The sequence below is a fragment of the Pedococcus ginsenosidimutans genome (assembly GCF_039544395.1).
GTDB lineage: Bacteria > Actinomycetota > Actinomycetes > Actinomycetales > Dermatophilaceae > Pedococcus > Pedococcus ginsenosidimutans.
Window position 1 is genome coordinate 292102 of record NZ_BAABLO010000001.1, and the last position, 19713, is coordinate 311814.

Genomic DNA, 19713 nt, shown 5'->3' on the forward strand with positions numbered 1-19713 from the left:
CACGGTAGGTCAGCGGCACCCGCAGGTCGCGAGCGCAGCCACGAAGCGGTCCAACGTCGCCCTCGCCGCCAGCGTTCCGACCCCGGGCGGGATGCGGTCGGCCTGGACGACGTAGGAGAGCACGCGGCCGTCGGCATCGATGACGGTGCCGGCCATGGCGCTGGCGCCGGTGAGGGTGCCGGTCTTGGCGCGCGCGATGCCGGCGGCCGGGCGCGTGGTCGTGGTGGTGAACCGGTCGTGCAGCGTGCCGGTGAGGCCGGCGACCGGCAGCCGCGCCACGGTCTCCTGCATCGCCGGGACGGAGCCGTCGGCGCCGAGCTGCAGCACGTCGGAGAGGACCCGCGGGGAGACGCGCTGGCCCGGGGACAGGCCGCTCGTGTCCTTGATGACCGACCCGGTCAGGTCGACGCCGTGCGCGGTCGCGACCTTCTCGACCAGCGCGACGGCGGCGGCGAAGGTGGCCGCTCCCCCGGCCTTGACCGCGGCCTGGCGCGCCAGGCCCTCGGTGAGCGCGTTGTCGCTCTGGTCCAGGGCGAGGGCCAGCACGTCCCCGATGGGGGCCGACTCGACCCTGCCGAGCTCGACGGCGCCGGTGGGCACGGGTGTGGTCCACGTCTTCTCGGGCGTCAGCCTGGCGGTGACGCCCTGCTTGGCGAGCGCCGCCACGAAGGCCGCGGCGGTGGCGGCCTCGGGGTCCCGGGGTGCGGGGTGGCCCGGTACGGCTCGCTCGCCGGCCAGCCCCAGCATCGAGACACCACCGGTGTAGCCGGCCGTGACGTCGGCCGGGAGCCAGGTGGGGGCGTAGCGGGGTCCGCGGGCGTGGCTCAGGTCGAGGCGCAGGGTGACGGTGGACGTCCCCGAGGCCTGCAGCGCGGTCGCGACCTGGGCGGCGAGGTCGGCCAGCCCGGCACGGCCCTCCACCAGGCCGGGGCGGCCCTTCCCCGGCGCCAGCATGGTGTCGCCCCCGGCCACGAGCACGACCTGGCCGGCGGTGGCGCCCTGCACGACGGTCGTCGGCATGGTCGCCAGGGGGTCGAGGGTGGTGTTCACGGCCAGGGCCGTGAGCAGCTTGAGGGTGGAGGCCGGCACGTGCTCGCGGTCCACACCCCTCTGCAGCAGGACCTGCCCGGTGAAGGCGTCACGCACCAGGACCCCCGGGGCCGGGCCCAGGGACGGCTGGCGCAGGACCGCCGACAGGGCGGCAGCCACGCCGGCGGCGGAGGGTATGGGTGCAGCCGCCGAGGCCGGCGAGAGCGGCTGGGCGCCCGGGTCCACCGTGGGGACCCCCACCGTGCGAGTCCCAGCGGTCGCCGTCGGCGTGGGCGACGGCCCGGCAGGGGCCGTGCCGCTGTCGGGGGCGGCACGCGTCAGGAAGCCGGGGACGACGTCGTACACGTCGAGCACGCCGTAGCCGAGGACCAGCATCAGCACCGCGACCGCCGCGGCGAGGAAGCGACGCACTCGACCCCCTCGGCGCTGGACTTGCGTCATACGGAACACTTGGGCGCGAGCCTAGGTCATAGGCACGCGCACCAACGGAAGGGACCAGCGTCGTGGAGTTCGACGTCACCATCGAGATCCCCAAGGGACATCGCAACAAGTACGAGGTCGACCACGAGACGGGCCGCATCCGGCTCGACCGGCTGCTGTTCACCTCCACCCGCTACCCCGCCGACTACGGCTACGTCGAGGACAGCCTCGGCGAGGACAGCGACCCGCTCGACGCCCTCGTCCTGCTCGAGGAGCCCACCTTCCCCGGGTGCCTGGTGCGGGCGCGCCCGATCGGCATGTTCCACATGCGCGACGAGGCGGGCGGCGACGACAAGATCCTGTGCGTGCCGGCCGGCGACCCCCGTCAGGCGCACATCACCGACCTCGAGCAGGTCAGCAGCTTCGACCGTCTCGAGATCCAGCACTTCTTCGAGACCTACAAGGACCTCGAGCCCGGCAAGTCCGTCGAGGGTGCGCACTGGGCCGGGCGCGAGGAGGCCGAGCGCGTCGTTCGCGAGGCCATCGACCGCGCCAAGGCCGCCGGCATGACCACCGCCCGCTGGCGCATGCCCGACACCATGGCCGAGCCGATGTCGGAGGCCAAGCCGCCGACCGAGCACTGAGCTCGCGCGGCCGGTGGGCCCGGCGGCAGGACCGCCCCGGCCCGCCCACCCGCCACACCAACGAGCCCCCGGACGACTCACGTCGGCCGGGGGCTCGTTGGTTGGGGGCTCGTTGGTTGAGGGCTCAGTGGTTGGGGGCTCAGTGGTTGGGGGCTCAGTGGTTGGGGGCTCAGGGGTTGGGGGCTCAGTGGGAGCACGCCCGTCGTGGACGGCTCCCTGAGCGGCTCCGTGGGGGTGGCGCTAGGGCCGGCCGCCGTACGGGAGGAGGTCGGACCGGTAGATGGACGCGTAGCGGACGTCGGCACCGGCGTGGGGCGCCTCGATCATCTGGTCGTCACCGACGTAGAGCCCGACGTGGTGGCTGCTCTCGCCAGAGCTGCCGTAGAACACCAGGTCGCCCGGCTGCAGGTCGCTGATGGCCACACGGGTCGTCTCACCCCACTGGGCGCCGGTGTAGTGCGAGAGGTTGACACCGGCCTGCTGCCACGCGCGCATCGTCAGGCCGGAGCAGTCGAAGCTGTCCGGGCCCTCGGCGCCCCACAGGTAGGGCTTGCCGATCTGGGCGCGGGCGTAGGCGAGGACCGCGGAGACGCCCCCGTTCGTGGACGGCGGCGGCGGAGGCGTCGGGTCCGCCGGGCGCGGCCTCGGCTGGGGCCGGGGCTGCGGCTTGTTCTGCTCGGCGGCCTTCTGGGCGGCCTCGGCGGCGGCACGCTGGCGGGCGGCCTCGGCTGCGGCACGGGCGGCGGCGCGCTGCGCCTCCTTCTTCGCGGCTGCAGTGCGGGCCGCGGCGGCGCGCTCCTCGGCGAGCCGGGCCTGGCGGGCGGCCTCCGCGGCGGCGGCCCGGGCGGCTGCCGCGGCGGCGAGGCCGTCCTGGCGCTGGCGCTCGAGGGCGACCGACGTCTTGCGCAGCGTGGCCATGCGCGTGACGAGGGAGGCCTGCTGCTTCTGGATCGAGACGGCGGCAGCCTGCGCCTGGTCGGCCTGGGACTGGGCGGCGTCGCGGGCGGCCTGCGCGGAGGCGGCGGCCTTGGTCTGGGCGGCCTGCGCGTCGGCGGCCTGGCGCTTCATGGTGGCGGCGACGATCGACGTGGCCTGCGCCTCCTGCACCGAGCGGGCGCGGGCGTCGGAGACTGCCTCGAGCGCGGTCGCGCGGTCCATGAGGTCCTGGGGGCCGTCGCTGGAGAGGTAGGCCTCGATCTCGCCGAGGCTGCCACCCTGCTGGTAGACGCCGGCGGCGTAGCGGCGCACCTCGAGGCTCGCCGCCTCGGCGACCTTCTCGGCGGCTGCGGCCCGCTTCTGGGCGGCGGTGGTCTCGGCCGCGCGCCTCTGGAGCTCCAGGCGGGCACCGTTGTAGGCCTCGGCGGCGGCCGCGGCCTGGTCCTGGACCTGGCTGAGCTGGGCGCTGGCGGCGGCGTACTGCGCGTCGAGGGCGGCGATCTGCCCCGCGGCACCGGTGACGGCGGCCTTCGCGCGGTCGACCTGCGCCTTGGAGGGGTAGACGGGGTCGGGGTCGGCGGTCGCGGTCAGGGCCGTGGTGAGCGTGAGCAGGCCGACGAGTGACAGGGCCGAGCCGGCGCGGAGCGCGCGGTGGACAGCAGGTGAGCCTGGCACGGGGGATGCCTCTCGACGGGGGGACTGGCAGCCGCAGCAGACTAGGGCCGGATTTTCACTCCAAACCCTCTCGTCACACCAATCCCACGGCTGGCGGGCCTGCAGACGAAATGACATCCGTGTGGTTCAGGGAGTTACACGCGTGTTTTTCAGCAGGTGGTCGCCCTTCTTCGATCACGTGTCCAGAAAGGGTCACGAATAGATCACGAAATCGGCGTTTTCGCAGGTGAGAGGCCTGTCAGGCGTCAGGGGACGATGCTCTGGCCGGCCCGTAGCGCCGCGTACGCGTCGGGGTCCCTGGCCTCGAGCTCGCGCCGGGCACGACGCCGGTAGCGCAGGATCTGCACCACCCCAAGGCCCCAGACGACGTACTGCACCGACATCGCGAGGCGGAAGGTGTCGACGTCGTAGGTGCTCGGGCCACCGGGGGCGACGTGGTCGAGGATGACCCCGATCAGCGTCACCGTCGACAGCGAGGCGAGGAACCCGCCGACGTTGACGATGCCCGTGGCGCTGCCCAGCCGGGTCGGCGGGTTGAAGGTGCGCGCGAGGTCGAAGCCGACCATCGAGCCCGGGCCGCCGACCGCCGTGACGACGACGAGCACCACGAGCACGGGGAGGGGCGCCCGACCGGGCCAGAGGAGGACGACCGCCCAGACCGTCATGATCGCCGCGACGATGCCGAGGATCAGCGTCGACCGGGAGAAGGGGTAGCGGGTGACGAACCCTCCGATCAGCGGGCTCGTGACGACGGTGGTCACGGTCATGAGCATGAGGAGGGTGCCGGCGGTCTCGGGCGACAGCCCCTGTCCCGCGACGAGGAACGGGTAGCCCCACAGCAGGGCGAAGACGGTGGCCCCGAACTGCGCCGAGAAGTGCGACCACAGCCCCAGCCGGGTACCCGGCGTGCGCCAGGCAGCGCGCACCGTCCGGGCCAGGGCGCGCACCTTGATCTGGTCGAGCTCGTGGTCGGGGTTCGGGGAGTCGCGCACGACGACGAGGACGAGCAGCCCGAGCACCACCCCGGTGAGGCCGGCGGTGGCGTACGTGGGGGTCCACCCCCACGTGTGCAGGGCCCGGACCAGCGGGGTGGCGGCGACCAGGGCCCCGACCTGGCCGAGCAGGCCGGTGAGCTGGGTGACCATCGGGATCCGCAGCGGCGGGAACCAGAGCGCCACGATGCGCAGCAGCGGGATGAAGATCATCGAGTCGCCGATGCCGACGAACACCCGCGCGACGATGCCTGCCGGGAAGGAGGTCGCGAAGGCGAACCCGAGCTGGGCGGCGGTCATGAAGGTGACGCCCGCCAGCAGCAGCCGCTTCGACCCGAACCGGTCGAGCAGTGCACCGACGGGGATCTGCATGGCGGCGTAGACCAGGAGCTGCACCATGGTGAACACGGACAGCTGGGTCGCCGCAATGTGGAAGCGCTCGGCGGCGATGAGCCCGGCCACACCGAGGGAGCTGCGGTGGAAGACGGCGAGCACGTAGATCGCCACCGACGACCCGTACACGAGCCACGCCCTCCGGCCGCCGAGCTGCAGGGGGGCGGGGCGGGAGCTCACGGGCTCCATTGTCCCCCACCGACTCCCCTCCCCCCGGCAGGCGTCCGAGGGCCGGTCCGGCGTCCGCGTGGGGGCTAGGTTCGGGGCGTGGACCACTTCAGCCGGGACGGCCTCACGTTCGACGTCACCGACGCCGGCCCGCCGGACGGCCCGGTCGTGGTGCTGCTTCACGGGTGGCCGCAGGACCGCTCGGCCTGGGGCCCCGTCGCCGACCGCCTCGTCGGCGCGGGGCTCCGCGTCCTCGCCCCGGACCAGCGCGGCTACTCCCCCGGCGCCCGCCCGCGGAGCACGTCGGCGTACCGCATGTCCCAGCTCGTCGCCGACGTGCTCGCCCTCGTCGACGCGAGCGGTGCGGCGAGGGTGCACCTCGTCGGGCACGACTGGGGCGCGGCCGTGGCGTGGGCGTTCGCCGAGCGCCACCCGGACCGGCTGGAGAGCCTCACCGTCGCCTCCACGCCGCACCACGAGGCGATGGCCTGGGCGCTGCGCCACGGCGACCAGGCGCGACGCAGCTGGTACATACTCGCCTTCCAGGTGCCCGTGCTCCCCGAGGCCTTCCTGCGTCGTCGCCTCGCCGCGGTGCTGCGTGGGACCGGGCTGCCGCAGGAGCAGGTCGAGAGGTACGTCGCCCGGTTCCGGGAGCCGGGAGCCGCGAGCGGCGGCCTCGCCTGGTACCGCGCGCTGCGACCCCGGCTGCCCCGCCCACCGTGGTCACGCCCCCGCACCCCACGTCGCGAGGGCAACCAGGGGGCCGCCCCGGCCTCTCCGGTGACGGTGCCCACGACCTACCTGTGGGGACGTCGGGACCCGGCCCTCGGCCGGGCGGCGGCCGAGCGGACCGCACGGTGGGTCGGGCCGGACTACCGGTTCGTCGAGCTGGATGCCGGGCACTGGCTGCCGGAGTCGCACCCCGACGAGGTCGCGGCGGCGGTCCTGGACCACGTCCGCGGGACGGCTCAGGGGTAGAGCGGCCGCGGTCCCGGCCAGGTGTCGCGCATGGTCCAGGACGTCGCCCGCACCAGCCGCGCCGAGCCCGCCACGAGCCGCAGCGAGGCCCGGCGCGCGTCCGCGCTCGTGGGGTAGGTGCGGGCCGTCAGGGCGCGCCCGTTGGCGAAGACCTCGAGCGCGGAGTGGTCGACGAGGACCCGGAGGGAGACCGCTCCGTCGTCGCCGACCGGGACCGACCCTGACCGCGGCGACGCGTCGACCGACGGGTCCAGGCTCGACCGTGACCGGTCCAGCGTGATGGTGCCACCCTCGCCCCTGTCGGCCCGGATGACCTGCAGGACAGTGGTTTCCGTGCCGTCGGGCGTCGTGGCGAGTGCCAGCTCGATGGCCGTTCCGGGGTCGAGCACGAGCGAGACCTCCAGGTCGCGCTGGTCGCCGGACCCCAGCGACAGTGGGTCGGCGGTGAGCTCCTGTGCCGCGTGGCGCTCCTCCTCCGCGCGCAGGCTCGCCACCTCGGGCACGGGTGCCTGGACGAGCAGCCCGTCGGGGCCGAGGGTGACCAGGCGCGGCAGCGACATCACCCCCGACCAGCCAGCGGCGACCATCGCCTCGTCGGTGCGCCCCTCCTGGAGCCAGCCGAACACGATGCGCCGCCCGGCCGAGTCGCGGAAGCTCTGCGGGGCGTAGAAGTAGCGGCCGCCGTAGTCGAGACGGTGCAGCGCCGACGGCTCGAACGAGTCGCCCCGGTAGCGGCCGGTCCAGTAGAGCGGGTGGTGGGTGACTCCCTCGTCCCAGGCGGAGAAGACCAGCACGTCGACCGGGTCCGTGACGGCGTGGCCCGTGCCCCCGTCGGCTCCCTCGGCGAGCGGCGGACGGAACAGGTCGACGCACTCCCACATCGTGCCCGTCCAGTCACCGCCCTCGACGGTGCCCCTGGTCGCGTCGCCGGTGAGCAGGGGGCCCACGAAGCGCCACGTGCGCAGGTCGTCCGAGTCGTACAGCAGCGCGGTGCCGCCCCGCCCGGCGATGCCGGAGCCCACGAGCTGGCGCCAGCGACCGTTCTCGCGCCACACGCAGTGGTCCCGGTACGCCGTCAGCTCCAGGCCCTCGGGGTAGCCGTCGATGACGGGGTTGCCGGGGTCCTTGGTCCAGGTGTCCAGGTCGGCGGACCCGGTGGCGACACAGGGCAGCTCACGGTCGCCGTGCCGACCCGAGTAGAGGATCGTCGGGGTGCCGTCGTCGTCGACGAGGACCCCCGACCAGCACCCGTCGCGGTCCGGGCCGTCGTCGCCGGGGACCAGGGCGACCGGCCGGTCGGTCCAGGTGACGAGGTCGGTGCTCGTCGCGTGCCCCCAGTGGATCCGGTGGTGCAGCGCCGAGGTCGGGTTGTACTGGTAGAAGAGGTGGTAGGTCCCCTGCCACTGCGTGAGGCCGTTGGGGTCGTTGAGCCAGCCCGCCGGCGACACGAAGTGGAAGCGCGGGCGGTGGCGGTCGGCCTCGGCGAGGTCGACGAGGGACATCTCGGGCTCAGGGTTGCTCATGCGGTGCTCATGCGGTACTCATGCGGGGCTCATGCGATGGGGCGGTCCTGGGATCGGGTGACGGGGCCTCCGGCAGGCTCGGTCGGCGCTAGCCTACGAGCACGAGGAGGTGGCCATGAGTCTCGTGCAGGTGGCCCAGCACGCCGAGGACCTCGACCGCGCGTCGGCCTTCTACGAACACCTGCTCGGGGCACCGCCGCTGGCGCGGTTCGACCCACCGGGCCTGGTGTTCTTCGACCTCGGCCAAGGCACCCGGCTGCTGCTCGACGGCGGGGCGCCACCCGCCCTGCTCTACCTCGGCGTGGCCGACGTCCGTCGCCGCGTGGAGCAGCTGCGCAGCGAGGGGGTGGTGGTGGAGGCCGACGCCCGCGTGGTCTTCGCCCACGACGACGCCACCCTGGGCCCGGCCGGCACCGACGAGTGGATGGCCTTCATCCGCGACAGCGAGGACAACCTGGTCGGCCTGGTGAGCCGCCTGCCGAGGGCAGAGGGCTGAGCCGCTCGTTCCCGGGGCTGCCCGACCCGGCCCTCGTCGTGCTCGTCGGGCCCAGTGGCGCGGGCAAGTCGACCTGGGCGGCGGCCCACTTCCGCGCCGCCGAGGTCGTGTCGTCCGACGCCCTCCGCGCGGTGGTCGGCAGCGGGGAGCACGACCTCGACGCCTCGGGCGACGCGTTCTCCCTGCTCGACCAGGTCGTCGCGGCACGCCTCGGCCGCCGGCTCACCGTCGTCGTCGACACACTGGGCCTCGACCACGCGCGCCGCGCCGACTACCTCGAGCGTGGCCGGTCGAACGGAATGCCTTGTGTCGCAGTGCTCTTCGAGACGCCGGGTGCCGTGTGCCGGGAGCGCAACTCCGGGCGCGACCGTCCTGTCCCGAGCCGGGTGCTGGGCCAGCAGCTGGCCGCGATGGACAGCGCCAGGTCCGCCCTGGCCAGCGAGGGATGGGACGAGGTCGTGACGGTCACGGTCGAGGACCAGGAGCGCGACCGCGCCGGGGCGGGCACGCGGGTGGAGCCCGCCCGACGCAGCCGGGCGGACGGCGCCGGGCCCGAGGTCGTCCTGCAGGTCTCGCGCTTCCCGTGGGGCCAGGACCCGGCCGGCTGGCTCCGGTCGGTCGCGCTGGCTGCCGTGGAGGCGGGGTTCGGCGGGATCGCGCTCATGGACCACCTCATCCAGATCCCCCAGGTCGACCGCGCGTGGGAGCCCATCCCCGAGCCGTGGGTGACCCTCGGGATGCTGGCCGGCCTCGGCACGGAGCTCCGCCTGGGGACGCTCGTCTCCCCGGTCACCTTCCGGCCCGCCGGGGTGACCGCGAAGGCAGTGGCGACCCTCGACGTCCTCTGCGGCGGCAGGGCCTTCGTCGGGCTGGGCGCCGGGTGGTGGGAGCGGGAGCACCTGGCCTTCGGCGTGCCGTTCCCCCCGGCCTCCCGGCGCCTGGACCTGCTCGAGCAGTCCATCGAGACGATGCGCGCGCTGTGGGCCACCGGCACCAAGGCCTACACCGGTGAGCGGGTCAGCCTGCCCGAGACGACGGCGTACCCGCGCCCCCTGGGGCGACCGCAGGTCGTCGTCGGCGGCTCCGGGGAGGTGCGCACCCTGCGGATCGCCGCCCGCCAGGGCGACGCCTGCAACCTGCCCAGCGACCTGGACACCGTGCGCCACAAGGCCGCCGTGCTGGCTGGGCACTGCGAGGCCGCCGGACGTGACCCTGCCGAGGTGGCCGTGACCGTGCTCGACGTACCGGTCCTGGGCCGGGACCGCGACGACACCTGCCGGCGCGTGGAGCGGTTGCGCGGCCGGACGGACGCGGCGACGTACGCGCGACGGCACCACGCGGGCGAGGCCCACCAGCACGCCCGCCGCTACCGCGAGCTCGCCGACCACGGGGTGTCCACCGTCTTCCTCGCGCTGCCCGACCTGGAGGGGCCCGACGACCTCGAGCGGGCGGCGGCGCTCCTGCGCGAGCTGTGACCACGACCCTGCCCGTCCGCCGGTGTTGTCTCCCGGTCCGTCACCCGGTTCGTCCACGGAGGGAACGCCGGAGCCCGGCGCCCTCGGGAGGGCGCCGGGCTCCGGCGGTGGGGGTGGTGTGCGTCAGGTGGTGGCAGGCACCCGGGTCAGCTGCGTCAGCGCGAACTCGGTGATGCGCACCAGCGCGTGCTTGGCCGACTCGCGGTCGCGCGCGTCCACCGTGATGACGGGGATGTGCGCCGAGATCGCAAGGGCCTCGCGGATCTCGTCGGCGCCGAACTGGCCGGCGTCGTCGAACTGGTTGAGGGCCACGATGAACGGCAGGCCCTTGGCCTCGAAGTAGTCGACGGCTGCGAAGCTGTCGTCGAGGCGTCGCGTGTCGACCAGGACGACGGCCCCGATCGCACCCTTGACCAGGTCGTCCCACATGAACCAGAACCGACGCTGTCCGGGGGTGCCGAACAGGTACAGCACGAGGTTCTCCGCGAGGGTGATGCGGCCGAAGTCCATGGCCACCGTCGTGGTGTGCTTCTGCTGCACCTTGGAGATGTCGTCCTGGCCCGCTGACTCCTGGGTGACCAGGGCCTCGGTGCGCAGCGGGTCGATCTCGGAGACGGCACCAACGAAGGTGGTCTTGCCGACGCCGAACCCGCCGGCCACGACGATCTTGGTCGAGGCGCTGTTGCGGCTAGAGGGCGCGTAGTCCACTGAGTGTCCTTTCGATGAGCTCACGTCGTTCGTCGGTCGTCGTGTCTTCGGAGATGGTGGCGCGGGTCTTCAGGTGGCCCGCGGTGATGAGGTCGCCCAGGAGCACCCTGGCGACCCCGAGGGGGATGTGGAGCTTGGCGGAGACCTCTGCCACCGACTGGGAGGTGGCACACAGCTCGATGATGCGACCCGACATGTGTCCTTCGGGCCAGTTCGCACTTCGTCCGGACGGCTGCACTTCGAGCGTGGCTTCGATGGGCAGGTCCACCACGGACTCGGTACGACCGGACGTCAGCGCGTAGGGCCGGACCAGCCTGGGTCCGGATGACTCCTCGCGTGCGTCGGGCGCCATGACTACCCCGAGATCGGCGCCCGGGCAGCCGCGTCGATCATCTTGCCGACGCGGTCGACCAGCACCGCCATCTCGTAGCCGACCTGACCGATGTCGGAGTCCGTGCTCGTGAGGGCGGCGAGGTGCGAACCGTCGCCGACACTCATGAGCAGCAGGAACCCGAGCTCCATCTCGATCACGGACTGCAGGACCGTTCCGCCCTGGAAGAGCCGGGCCGCACCGGAGGCCAGGCTCGCCATACCGGAGGCCACCGCCGCCATCTGCTCGGCGCGGTCCTCGGGCAGCTGCTCGCTGGAGGCCATGGGCAGGCCGTCGGCCGAGACGAGGATGGCGTGGGACACGCCAGGGGTCTCGGTCGCGAACTTGGCCACGAGCCAGTCGTACTCGCCCTTGGGCTGGGCCATGGCGTCAGTGCTGAACATCGGCTTCCTCTCGGTGGGTTCCGTCTTGTGCCTCGGTGCGCGCGGCGCTCACACCGTTCTTGTGGCGGGTCAGGCTGCGGCGAACAGCCTCGGGGTCGCGGCGCGACGTCGCGGGTGCGGCGGTGGCCTCGGCCGGGGCGTCGGTCTCGCCGGGGTTCATGGTGGTGCCGGGGCGCCGCATCGGGAGGCCTGAAGCGGACATCATCGACCGGAAGATCGGGGTGTTCTCACCGACCGGTGCGGCGGGCGCGGCCTGGGGGTCAGCCTGCACGTCAATCTGCTCCTCGACCTGCTCGTCCTGGGTGGTGTGGTGTGCCGCGTCGGTCACCTCGGCGGCGGGGGCCTCGGCCCTCATCGCGGGGGCGACAGGGGTGTCGGCCACGGTGCTGTCAGCCGACGCGGGCTGGTCGACCTCGAGCTCGGAGTCGGACACCGTGCGCGCCTTGCGGGCCCCGAAGAACGACGTGTTGTGTGCCCGCATCGCAGGCCGGCCAGCGAAGGGCTCGGGCTCGGCGACCACGGGGGTGGTCGAGCCGCTGGCACCGGGCACCCGCGTCGGCAGGGCCACCTCGGTGGCTTGGGCCACGGGCTCGGCTGCCGGGGCGGCGTCCGCGCTGCCGTCGGTGGTCGCGGCCGTGCCGTCGTCGGTGGCCTCGGCCACCCACGCGTCCGGAACCGTCAGCTCGGTCGTCTCCGGGGTGGCCGCGGTCTCCGGCTTCTCCTCGGCGACGGGCTCGGTCGGGGTGACCTCGCCGCGCTCAGCCTTCTCGCGCGCCTCGGTGACCGCTGCGCGGTGCTCGAGCCAGGCGGAGAGGTTGGAGGGCATGCGGTGCTCCTGCGCCTCCAGCGCCTCGATGCGAGCCGCCTCGGCCGCCTTGCGGCTCGGGAGCCAGCTCGTGAGCCGTCCACCCTTGGCCTTGTCGCCACCCTTGTCACCCGTGTCGGCCGTGGCCGGCGTCTCGGCGAACTCGGTGGCCTCGGTGATGCCCGTGGCGCGGGGCTTGCGCATCGGGAGCCCGGCGGCCGAGCGGGTGACCTCGGCGGCGGGAGCCGCGGCCTTGGCCTCCTCAGCGGCCTTCGCCTCTGCGGCCCGGGCAGCCTCGGCAGCCTTCACCTCTGCAGCCCGGGCGTCCTCGGCAGCCTTCGCCGTGGCAGCGGCCTCGGCCTGGGCCTGGGCCTCCTCAGCAGCCTTGAGCTCGGCAGCCCGGGCGTCCTCAGCGGCCTTCGCCGTGGCAGCGGCCTCGGCCTCGGCCTTGGCGTCCTCAGCGGCCTTGAGCTCGGCAGCCTTGGCAACTGCTGCGGCCTCGGCGGCCTTCGCAGCCTCTGCCTTCTCCTGGGCCGCGGCGTCCGCAACGGGGTCACCGTCGGTGCCGTGGCCGTTGGTGCCGTTGGTGCCGTTGGCCGGGGCGGAGTGGCCGTTGGTCGCGGCCTTCTCCTCGGCCGCGGCCTCGGCGCCCTCGATGACGGGCTTGATCGGGATGGACGGGATGCCGCCGCCGGCCATGGGGCCGTGCGCGCCGGGGGTACGGGTCGGGAGGACCTTCTTGGCCGCACCGGGCACGGGGCTCGGGGTGGCGCTCGGCGTCACGCTCGGGGCGCCGCTCGCGCCGCGGACGCGGGTCGGCAGGCCGGCCTTCGTCGTGCCGCCGACGGCGGGAGTGGCGGCCGGCGCAGCTGCCGGGGCAGCGGGAGCCGCAGCAGCAGCGGCGGCAGCCGGGCGGGTCGGGCGCTCGGCGCGGGCGTTGTCGGCGAGCAGGCCTGCCGGCAGGTGCACGGAGACCGTGACGCCTTGGCGGTCGGCGCCGTTGCGACGCAGGCGGACGGCGATGCCGTGGCGCTTGGCCAGGCTGCCCACCACGAACAGACCCATGCGCCGCGCGGTGTCGGGCGTGATGTCGCCACCGTGGGCGAGGCGGTCGTTGAGGGCGGCGAGCTCCTTGGGCGGCATACCGAGGCCCTGGTCGTCGACCTCGATCAGGAGGCCACCCTCGGGGGTGCGCGCACCCCGGATACCCACGCGGGTGGTGGGCGGCGAGTAGGCCAGGGCGTTGTCGACGACCTCGGCGAGCAGGTGGATGAGGTCGGAGCCGACCGCGCCGAGGACGTGGTCGTTGGAGGTGTCACCGATGTCGATGCGCTCGTAGTTCTCGACCTCGGACACCGCGGCGCGCACGGCGTCGGACACCGAGACCGAGCCGGAGACACCGCGGCGGGTGGAGGTGCCGGCGAGCACGAGCAGGGAGTCGCTGTTGCGGCGCATACGGGCGGCGAGGTGGTCGAGGCGGAACAGGCTCTGCAGCCGCTTCGGGTCCTCCTCGTCGCTCTCGAGGCGCTCGATGAGCGACAGCTGCTGGTCGATGAGGGAGGTGCTGCGGCGCGAGAGCGTCTCGAACATGTGGCCGACCTGCACGCGCAGCCGGGCCTGCTCACCGGCGAGGGTCAGCGCCTGGGTGTGGAGGTCGTCGACGGCCCGGGCGAGCTGGCCCATCTCCTCGCTGGTGTGGACGGGGATGGCCACGAACTCCGGCGGCTCCGTGCCGTCACGCATGGCGGCGACGGCCTCGGGCAGGCGCTTGTTGGCCACGTCGAGCGCGCCCTGGCGCACCGCGCGGATCGGCACGAGCAGCGAGCGGAGCAGCGCGAGCACGATGGCGAGCGCGGCGATGAGAGCAGCGGCCACGATGATCGCGTTGATGATGGCGGTGGTGCGGAAGTCGGCGGCGCGGTTGCGCAGGTTGGTCTCGAGGGAGACGAGCTCGCCGTCGAGGAGCTTGGTGTAGCCGGCGTTGCTCGACTCGATCACGGTGCCGAGGGCGGTGAGCTGGTCCTTGTCGATGCCCTGCTGCTGCAGCGTGTAGTTGCGTCGGCCGTTGTCGTTGAGCAGCTGGCGCACCTGGGGCCCGTTGTCGGGCACCTCCGTCTGGAGGCGGGTGAGGGCCGCGGTCTCGGCGCCGACCTGGCCGATGGCGCGCAAGGTGGCGGCGCCGTCGTCGGTGTTGGCGAGGTTGAGCTGCTGGCCCGTCATCGCGCGCTGGGCGGCGATGGTGTCCTGGATGGCGACGACGATCTTCGCCGAGGCGGAGTCGTCGGAGAGGCCGAGGTCGGCGACAGCGGTCGACATGAGGGTCGCCGTGCTGCCGGAGCGGTCGATGACGACGTCGGAGAAGCCGTTCTGGGTCTTGGCGCTGCGCACGGCCTGGCCGAGGGACAGCGCGGAGCTGCCGCTGCGCCGGACGCTCTCGGGGATCCCGGGGGTCTTCAGCGCGATGCGGAGGTCGGCTGCCGCTGACTCGTACCTGGTGATGGCGGCGATGACGCCACCCCCGCCGACGCTGCCGGCGGCCGCGAGGCGCTGCACCGCGAGGTTGTACTCGACGACGGGGCGGATCACCAGGACGGTGTCGGCCGCACGGGAGAGCTTGGTCGAGTTGTCGAAGTCGCTCTTGACGCGCAGGCCACCGAACACGAAGGCCAGGACGATCGGCAGGACGACAGCCGCGGCAAGCTTCCGTCGCAGTGGCCAGTCGCCGAAGGACCAGCCTTGGGGGACACGGCCAGCCGCCGACTGCAGTCTGGACACGGAGCCACCTTCCTCATCACGAAAACTTGGGTGATCGGCAAGATATGGCTGCGCGTGAGGGGTCTGGGTAGGGCTGGGAGGTCGTTTCGCACGTTCGGACTCTCCACATATGTCCGAAGGGACTAGGCGCGTCAGGTGACAGGGCCGGACGGCCGAGTGGACCCTCGACCACTGGTCCCGAAAGGCGACATCGGCCGCGCGCCGCGGCCCGGGGGTGTATAGCGTGTGGCCGTCATCGCCGGGGGTGACGCCAGGAGTGACGGGGTTGGAGATGGACAGCACGGTTTCGACGAGCGAGGTGCAGGCCCTGCGCCAGCTCTCTCGCCTGATGAACCAGGCGAGCGGGCAGGAGAGCCTGCAGGACCTGCTCGACCTCGTGGTCGAGGGCGCGGCCGACATCGTCGGCTTCCAGGTCGCGGCGATCAGCCTCGTCCGCTCCTCCGGCGACCTCGAGATCGTCGCGGTCGGCGGTCACCCCGATGCCACCACCCAGCTGATGGGCCGCCGGACCCCTCGCGAGAGCGTCGAGGCGGAGTTCGCCGTCGCCGAGCACTGGGGATCGCTGCGGTTCATCCCCGCCGCCCTCCTGCCGACCACGGCCCCCGCCGGCTGGGTGGCCCCGGAGTGGGGCGAGCAGGTCATCGGCGACCCCGAGGCGTGGGACCCCGAGGACACGCTGCTCGCCCCCTTCTACGACCCGGCCGGCGAGATGATCGGGATGATCTCGGTCGACCTGCCCCTCTCGGCCAAGCGGCCCACCCAGGTGCAGCAGGGCGTCCTGGAGGTCTTCGCCAACCAGGCCGGCATCGCCATCAACTCGTTCCGGCAGCGCCAGACGCTGGCCGAGCAGGTGCGGCTCGCGGGCACCGTCCAGAACCTCGCCCGGATCTCGCAGGGGATCCTGGAGCCCTCGCGGGTGGTCGAGGCGATCGTCGACCCGATCAGGACGGGTATGGAGTGCCTGGGCCTGTGGGTCCGCGCCTTCGCCAACGAGGACGCCGCGACCACCGAGAGCCTCGCCGCGTACTCCCTGCACGGGCTGGAGCGCACACCCCGCGCGATGGTGGACATCGCCCGCCGCATGGGCGAGTACTGCTGGAGCGAGCAGGTCGCGGCCGTGATCCGCGAGGGTGTCGCCCGCCCCGGCGGCGTCCTCGAGGAGTCCGAGCTCCAGGCCGTGACGGACTTCCTCGAGCCCACGGGGGCGGGGTCGCTGCTGCTGGCGCCCATCGGGGCCGGCACCGAGTGCCTGGGCCACATGGTCCTCACCCGTGCGGTCGACGCCCCGGCGTGGAGCGAGGCCGAGCGCGTCGCCGCCCTGGAGATCGGCCGCGACGTCGGCCGCTCGATCGTCAACGCGAGGCTGTTCGAGCTCGAGCGCCGGATGACTGCCGAGCTGCGCCGCGCCGACCGTGCCAAGACGGTCCTCTTCTCGACCGTCTCGCACGAGCTGAAGAACCCGCTCGCGTCGATCATGGGTCACCTCGAGCTGCTCAAGGAGGACCCCTCCGGCGACCCCTCCTGGTCGCTCAAGGTCATGGAGCGCAACACCCACCGGCTGCAGGGGCTCGTCGACGACCTGCTCACGCTGGCCAAGGTCAGCGACCCCGACCGGCCGCTGGTGCGCGAGCGCGTCGACATGGTCGCGCTGGTCCGCAACGCGGTCGACATGTTCCTGCCGCGGGCGGCGCAGGAGAACGTCACCATCGCCGTCCAGGCCCCGCCGCAGGCGCCCAGCGCGTGGGGCAGCCCCGAGGAGCTCGCGCGACTCGTGGACAACCTCATCAGCAACGCCGTGAAGTACACGACCGACGGCGGCGCCGTGACCGTGCGCCTGCGCACCGTCGGCGACCGGGTCGAGCTCGTCTGCTCCGACCAGGGCATCGGCATCTCCAAGGCCGACCAGCGCTCGCTGTTCACCGAGTTCTTCCGCAGCACCAACCCCGACGCCCTGGAGGTGCCGGGCACCGGCCTGGGGCTGAGCATCGTGCAGCGCATCGTGGCCCGCCACCACGGCACCGTGGCCGTCGACTCCGAGCTCGGCAAGGGCACCTCCTTCACGGTCCTGCTTCCGACCGGCTGACCGCTCCCACTCCCGACCGCCCCCGTCCCTCTCGTAGGACGACCCCAGCGCCTTGACAGCCTCACCACAGGCTTCGTCGCGACTGTCGTCACAGGAGCCTGCGCCACCCGGTGCGGCACACAGGAGACGGGAGCACCACGTGCCCAGCAAGTCCATCGTCACGGCGGCCTGCGGGATCGCCGCCGCCACCGGCATCGTCATCGCCGCCGCCTCGTTGGCGAACGCCTCTGCCTCGCCGTCCACCGCTGCCGGCTACACCCTCGGCTACGGCCAGCAGGGCACCGCTCCCCAGGGCGAGCGCGGGCCGGGTGGCGGAGGCGACCACACCCCCGTCACCGGGTCGGAGCTGACCAAGGTCACCGCCGCGGTTAAGGCCAAGGACTCCGCCGTCACCGTCACCTCCGCCCGCAAGGACGCCGACGGCTCGTACGACGTGTTCGGCACCAAGGCCGGCGCGCGGGTCAGGGTCGAGGTGAGCAAGGACCTCAAGACCGTCACGGTCGACACCGGCGGTCCGGGCGGCGGTCGCGGCCACGGCGGGGGCATGGGTGGCCCCGGCGGCGACCACACCCCCGTCACCGGGTCGGAGCTGACCAAGGTCACCGCCGCGGTCAAGGCCAAGGACTCCGCCGTCACCGTCACCTCCGTCCGCAAGGACGCCGACGGCTCGTACGACGTGCTGGGCACCAAGGCCGGCGCGCCCGTGATGCTCGACGTCAGCAAGGACCTCAAGACCATCACCGCGCGGACCGGTGGTCCCGACGGGCACGGTGGCCCCGGTGGGCACGGCCCCGACGGCGAGCGCCCCGGCGCCCAGCCGGGCACCCAGTCCGGCGCTCCGTCCGGCACCGGGACCAACGCCCCGACAGGCACCGCGACGGGCACGTCGTACCGCACCGTCTGACCCGACCACACACACCCCGACGCCGGCCCCATCAGGGGTCGGCGTCGGGGTGTGCCGGGCTCGAAAAGGGCTGCGGTCGCGGGCAGGAGGTTCGTGGCGGCTAGCGCACGACCTGGCGGTGGCTGCCGTCCACGCGGCGGGTCCAGCCGCGGGAGTCGAGGTGCTCCAGGAGCGGTACGGCGACGCGACGTGTCGTCGCGAGCGCCTGCCTGGCCTCGCTGAGCGTGAAGGGCTGCGGCAGCCCGGCGAGCACCCGCATGGCGCGGGCGGGGGCGTCGGGTCGCAGCAGCACACCGTCGTCGAGACGAAGCAGCCGTCCGGTGCGGACCGCTGCCGCGACCTCCGCCCTCCCGAGTCCCCAGGCGTCGAGCTCGGGTTGCTCGGGTGCCGCGAAGGGCGTCTGTGCCAGGCGCTCCTCGAGCGCACGCAGCCCGGACTCGGCCGCGCCCAGGGAGGCGCGGACGCCCGGTACCCACACCCGGCCCTCGACGAGCTCGAGGCCCGCTGCCCCCACCACCCGGGGCAGGAGCGCACGGTCCGGGACCCCGGCCACGGCCACTGCCGCCTCCGAGGTCAGGCTGGGCTCGAGCGGGTGCTCCGCCACCCGGCGCCGCACGGCCTCGGACAGGGCGGTCGACCACCGCTGCAGCGCTGCCCCCGACACGAGCCACGGGCCGTCCACCGCCACGTCGCCGACGGCGGAAGTGGGCACGGGGATGCCGAGGGCGGTCGCATCGACGACGCGCATGGCGCCACGGCGACCGACCTCCTCGGCGACATCTGGGGTGCCGGTCGCACCGGCCAGCTCGACGCCCCGGCGGGCGGCGGCACCGCGGCGGCGCAGCTCGGGCGGGTCTGCGTCGAGCACCAGCGCGCCGGCGACGACGCGCTTGGCACCCGGGTCGCGCAGGATCGCCCGGTCCCCCGCGACCAGGGGCAGCGGCCCGTCGAGCACCAGCCGCACGGTGTCCGCACCCAGGGGCCGCACGTGCACCTGCACGGACGTGGTGCCCACGTGCAGCGTGAGCTGCTGCGGCAGCGGCCGCCGGGCGCCGGGCGCCGTGCCTGACTGCCCAGGACCCCCGACGGGCTCGACCCGGACGTCCAGGACCGAGGTCTGCCGCCACGCACCCGGGGTGAGCAGGACGTCGCCGCGCGACACCTCCGCCACCCCGAGGCCGCGCAGGTTGACGGCCACCCGCGACACGGGCCCGACCCGGTCGCGCTGCTCCTCCATCGACTCCAGGCCGCGCACCCTCGCCGACCGGCCCGCGAGCTCGACCTCGTCGCCCACCGAGATGCTCCCCTCCCCCAGGGTGCCGGTCACGACCGTGCCGCTGCCCCGGATGGTGAATGCCCGGTCGACCCACAGCCGCACCCGGCCGTCGGCGCGCGGCAGGGGTGTGGCCGCGGCCAGGCGGTCCAGGGCGGCCACGAGGCCGGGCATGCCCTCCCCCGAGAGCGCCGACACCGCAACGGCCTCCACGTCTCCGAGGCTGGTGCGCGAGAGGCGTGCGAGCCCGTCGGCCAGGGCGGGAGACGGGTCGGCGAGGTCGCTGCGGGTCACGACGAGCAGCCCCCTGCTGATCCCGAGCGCGTGCACGGCGGCGAGGTGCTCGGTGGACTGCTGGCGCCACCCCTCGTCGGCGGCGACGACGAAGACGACCGCCGACGTCGGGCCCAACCCCGCCAGCATGTTGCCGATGAAGCGCTGGTGCCCGGGCACGTCGACGAAGGCGACCGGGGCGCCGGACGGGAGCCGGGTCCACGCGTACCCCAGGTCGATGGTGAGCCCCCGGCGCCGTTCCTCGTCCCACCGGTCCGGCTCGATACCGGTGAGGGCCCGGACCAGCGCGGACTTGCCGTGGTCGACGTGCCCGGCCGTGGCGAAGACGTGCACCGAGCGGACCTCCT

At 73.7% G+C, this 19713-nt stretch carries 15 protein-coding genes; 6 read left to right on the forward strand and 9 right to left on the reverse strand.

Going from position 1 to position 19713, the window contains the following annotated elements; genetic code table 11:
- Positions 1-9: 9 nt before the first annotated feature.
- A complete protein-coding gene (locus tag ABEA42_RS01495; protein WP_345500665.1) occupies positions 10-1461 on the reverse strand; it encodes a D-alanyl-D-alanine carboxypeptidase/D-alanyl-D-alanine-endopeptidase in 1452 nt (483 codons plus the stop codon).
- Between the two features lie 92 nt (positions 1462-1553).
- On the opposite strand from ABEA42_RS01495, the gene ABEA42_RS01500 reads away from it, so the two are divergent.
- Complete coding sequence (locus tag ABEA42_RS01500; RefSeq protein WP_345500666.1) at positions 1554-2114, forward strand: inorganic diphosphatase; 561 nt, start codon at positions 1554-1556, stop codon at positions 2112-2114.
- Between the two features lie 240 nt (positions 2115-2354).
- On the opposite strand, the gene ABEA42_RS01505 is transcribed toward ABEA42_RS01500, so the two are convergent.
- Both ABEA42_RS01505 and ABEA42_RS01510 read right to left on the reverse strand, forming a co-directional pair.
- Complete coding sequence (locus ABEA42_RS01505; protein ID WP_345500668.1) at positions 2355-3725, reverse strand: C40 family peptidase; 1371 nt, start codon at positions 3723-3725, stop codon at positions 2355-2357.
- A gap of 245 nt (positions 3726-3970) precedes the next feature.
- The gene (locus ABEA42_RS01510; protein ID WP_425571965.1) at positions 3971-5299 is read right to left on the reverse strand and encodes an MFS transporter; all 1329 of its coding nucleotides are present in this window, start codon (positions 5297-5299) and stop codon (positions 3971-3973) included.
- Positions 5300-5377: 78 nt separating this feature from the next.
- On the opposite strand from ABEA42_RS01510, the gene ABEA42_RS01515 reads away from it, so the two are divergent.
- Entirely contained in the window at positions 5378-6256 is an 879-nt protein-coding gene (locus ABEA42_RS01515; RefSeq protein WP_345500671.1) for an alpha/beta fold hydrolase, read from the forward strand.
- Here the strand turns inward: ABEA42_RS01515 and ABEA42_RS01520 are convergent.
- Positions 6247-7779 carry a glycoside hydrolase family 32 protein gene (locus tag ABEA42_RS01520; RefSeq protein ID WP_345500672.1) on the reverse strand — a complete coding sequence of 511 codons (1533 nt, stop codon included), beginning with the start codon at positions 7777-7779 and terminating at the stop codon, positions 6247-6249. The two genes, ABEA42_RS01515 and ABEA42_RS01520, sit on opposite strands and share 10 nt — an antisense overlap.
- Before the next feature lie 115 nt (positions 7780-7894).
- Here ABEA42_RS01520 and ABEA42_RS01525 point away from each other — a divergent pair, with 115 nt between their 5' ends.
- Together ABEA42_RS01525 and ABEA42_RS01530 are read left to right on the forward strand one after the other, a co-directional pair.
- Positions 7895-8275: a VOC family protein gene (locus ABEA42_RS01525; RefSeq protein ID WP_345500674.1), complete on the forward strand. Its 381-nt coding sequence runs from the start codon at positions 7895-7897 to the stop codon at positions 8273-8275.
- A gap of 38 nt (positions 8276-8313) precedes the next feature.
- Positions 8314-9750 carry an LLM class flavin-dependent oxidoreductase gene (locus ABEA42_RS01530; protein ID WP_345500675.1) on the forward strand — a complete coding sequence of 479 codons (1437 nt, stop codon included), beginning with the start codon at positions 8314-8316 and terminating at the stop codon, positions 9748-9750.
- A 123-nt stretch (positions 9751-9873) separates the two neighbouring features.
- Here the strand turns inward: ABEA42_RS01530 and ABEA42_RS01535 are convergent, their stop codons facing one another.
- The 4 genes from ABEA42_RS01535 to ABEA42_RS01550 are packed head-to-tail and all read right to left on the reverse strand — an operon-like array spanning position 9874 to position 14812.
- Complete coding sequence (locus ABEA42_RS01535) at positions 9874-10458, reverse strand: GTP-binding protein (protein ID WP_345500677.1); 585 nt, start codon at positions 10456-10458, stop codon at positions 9874-9876.
- Positions 10439-10810: a DUF742 domain-containing protein gene (locus ABEA42_RS01540; RefSeq protein ID WP_345500679.1), complete on the reverse strand. Its 372-nt coding sequence runs from the start codon at positions 10808-10810 to the stop codon at positions 10439-10441. The genes ABEA42_RS01535 and ABEA42_RS01540 overlap by 20 nt, the downstream gene beginning before the upstream one ends.
- A gap of 2 nt (positions 10811-10812) precedes the next feature.
- Complete coding sequence (locus ABEA42_RS01545) at positions 10813-11232, reverse strand: roadblock/LC7 domain-containing protein (RefSeq protein WP_082590272.1); 420 nt, start codon at positions 11230-11232, stop codon at positions 10813-10815.
- Positions 11219-14812: a sensor histidine kinase gene (locus tag ABEA42_RS01550; protein ID WP_345500681.1), complete on the reverse strand. Its 3594-nt coding sequence runs from the start codon at positions 14810-14812 to the stop codon at positions 11219-11221. The genes ABEA42_RS01545 and ABEA42_RS01550 overlap by 14 nt, the downstream gene beginning before the upstream one ends.
- 271 nt (positions 14813-15083) lie before the next feature.
- Between ABEA42_RS01550 and ABEA42_RS01555 the strand changes: the two genes are divergently transcribed.
- Positions 15084-16895: a sensor histidine kinase gene (locus ABEA42_RS01555; protein WP_345500682.1), complete on the forward strand. Its 1812-nt coding sequence runs from the start codon at positions 15084-15086 to the stop codon at positions 16893-16895.
- 139 nt (positions 16896-17034) lie between these two features.
- On the forward strand, positions 17035-17799 hold the full coding sequence (locus ABEA42_RS01560; RefSeq protein ID WP_345500683.1) for a hypothetical protein: 765 nt from the start codon (positions 17035-17037) through the stop codon (positions 17797-17799).
- Positions 17800-17899: 100 nt separating this feature from the next.
- On the opposite strand, the gene selB is transcribed toward ABEA42_RS01560, so the two are convergent.
- On the reverse strand, positions 17900-19699 hold the full coding sequence (gene selB, locus ABEA42_RS01565) for a selenocysteine-specific translation elongation factor (protein WP_345500684.1): 1800 nt from the start codon (positions 19697-19699) through the stop codon (positions 17900-17902).
- Positions 19700-19713 lie beyond the last annotated feature (14 nt).

Bases quoted from the DNA above. Each gene is read 5' to 3' on its own strand.
- ABEA42_RS01545 (WP_082590272.1), bottom strand. From the start codon at position 11,232: ATGTTCAGCACTGACGCCATGGCCCAGCCCAAGGGCGAGTACGACTGG.
- ABEA42_RS01540 (WP_345500679.1), bottom strand. From the start codon at position 10,810: ATGGCGCCCGACGCACGCGAGGAGTCATCCGGACCCAGGCTGGTCCGG.
- ABEA42_RS01525 (WP_345500674.1), top strand. From the start codon at position 7,895: ATGAGTCTCGTGCAGGTGGCCCAGCACGCCGAGGACCTCGACCGCGCG.
- ABEA42_RS01555 (WP_345500682.1), top strand. From the start codon at position 15,084: ATGGACAGCACGGTTTCGACGAGCGAGGTGCAGGCCCTGCGCCAGCTC.
- ABEA42_RS01520 (WP_345500672.1), bottom strand. From the start codon at position 7,779: ATGAGCAACCCTGAGCCCGAGATGTCCCTCGTCGACCTCGCCGAGGCC.
- ABEA42_RS01510 (WP_425571965.1), bottom strand. From the start codon at position 5,299: ATGGAGCCCGTGAGCTCCCGCCCCGCCCCCCTGCAGCTCGGCGGCCGG.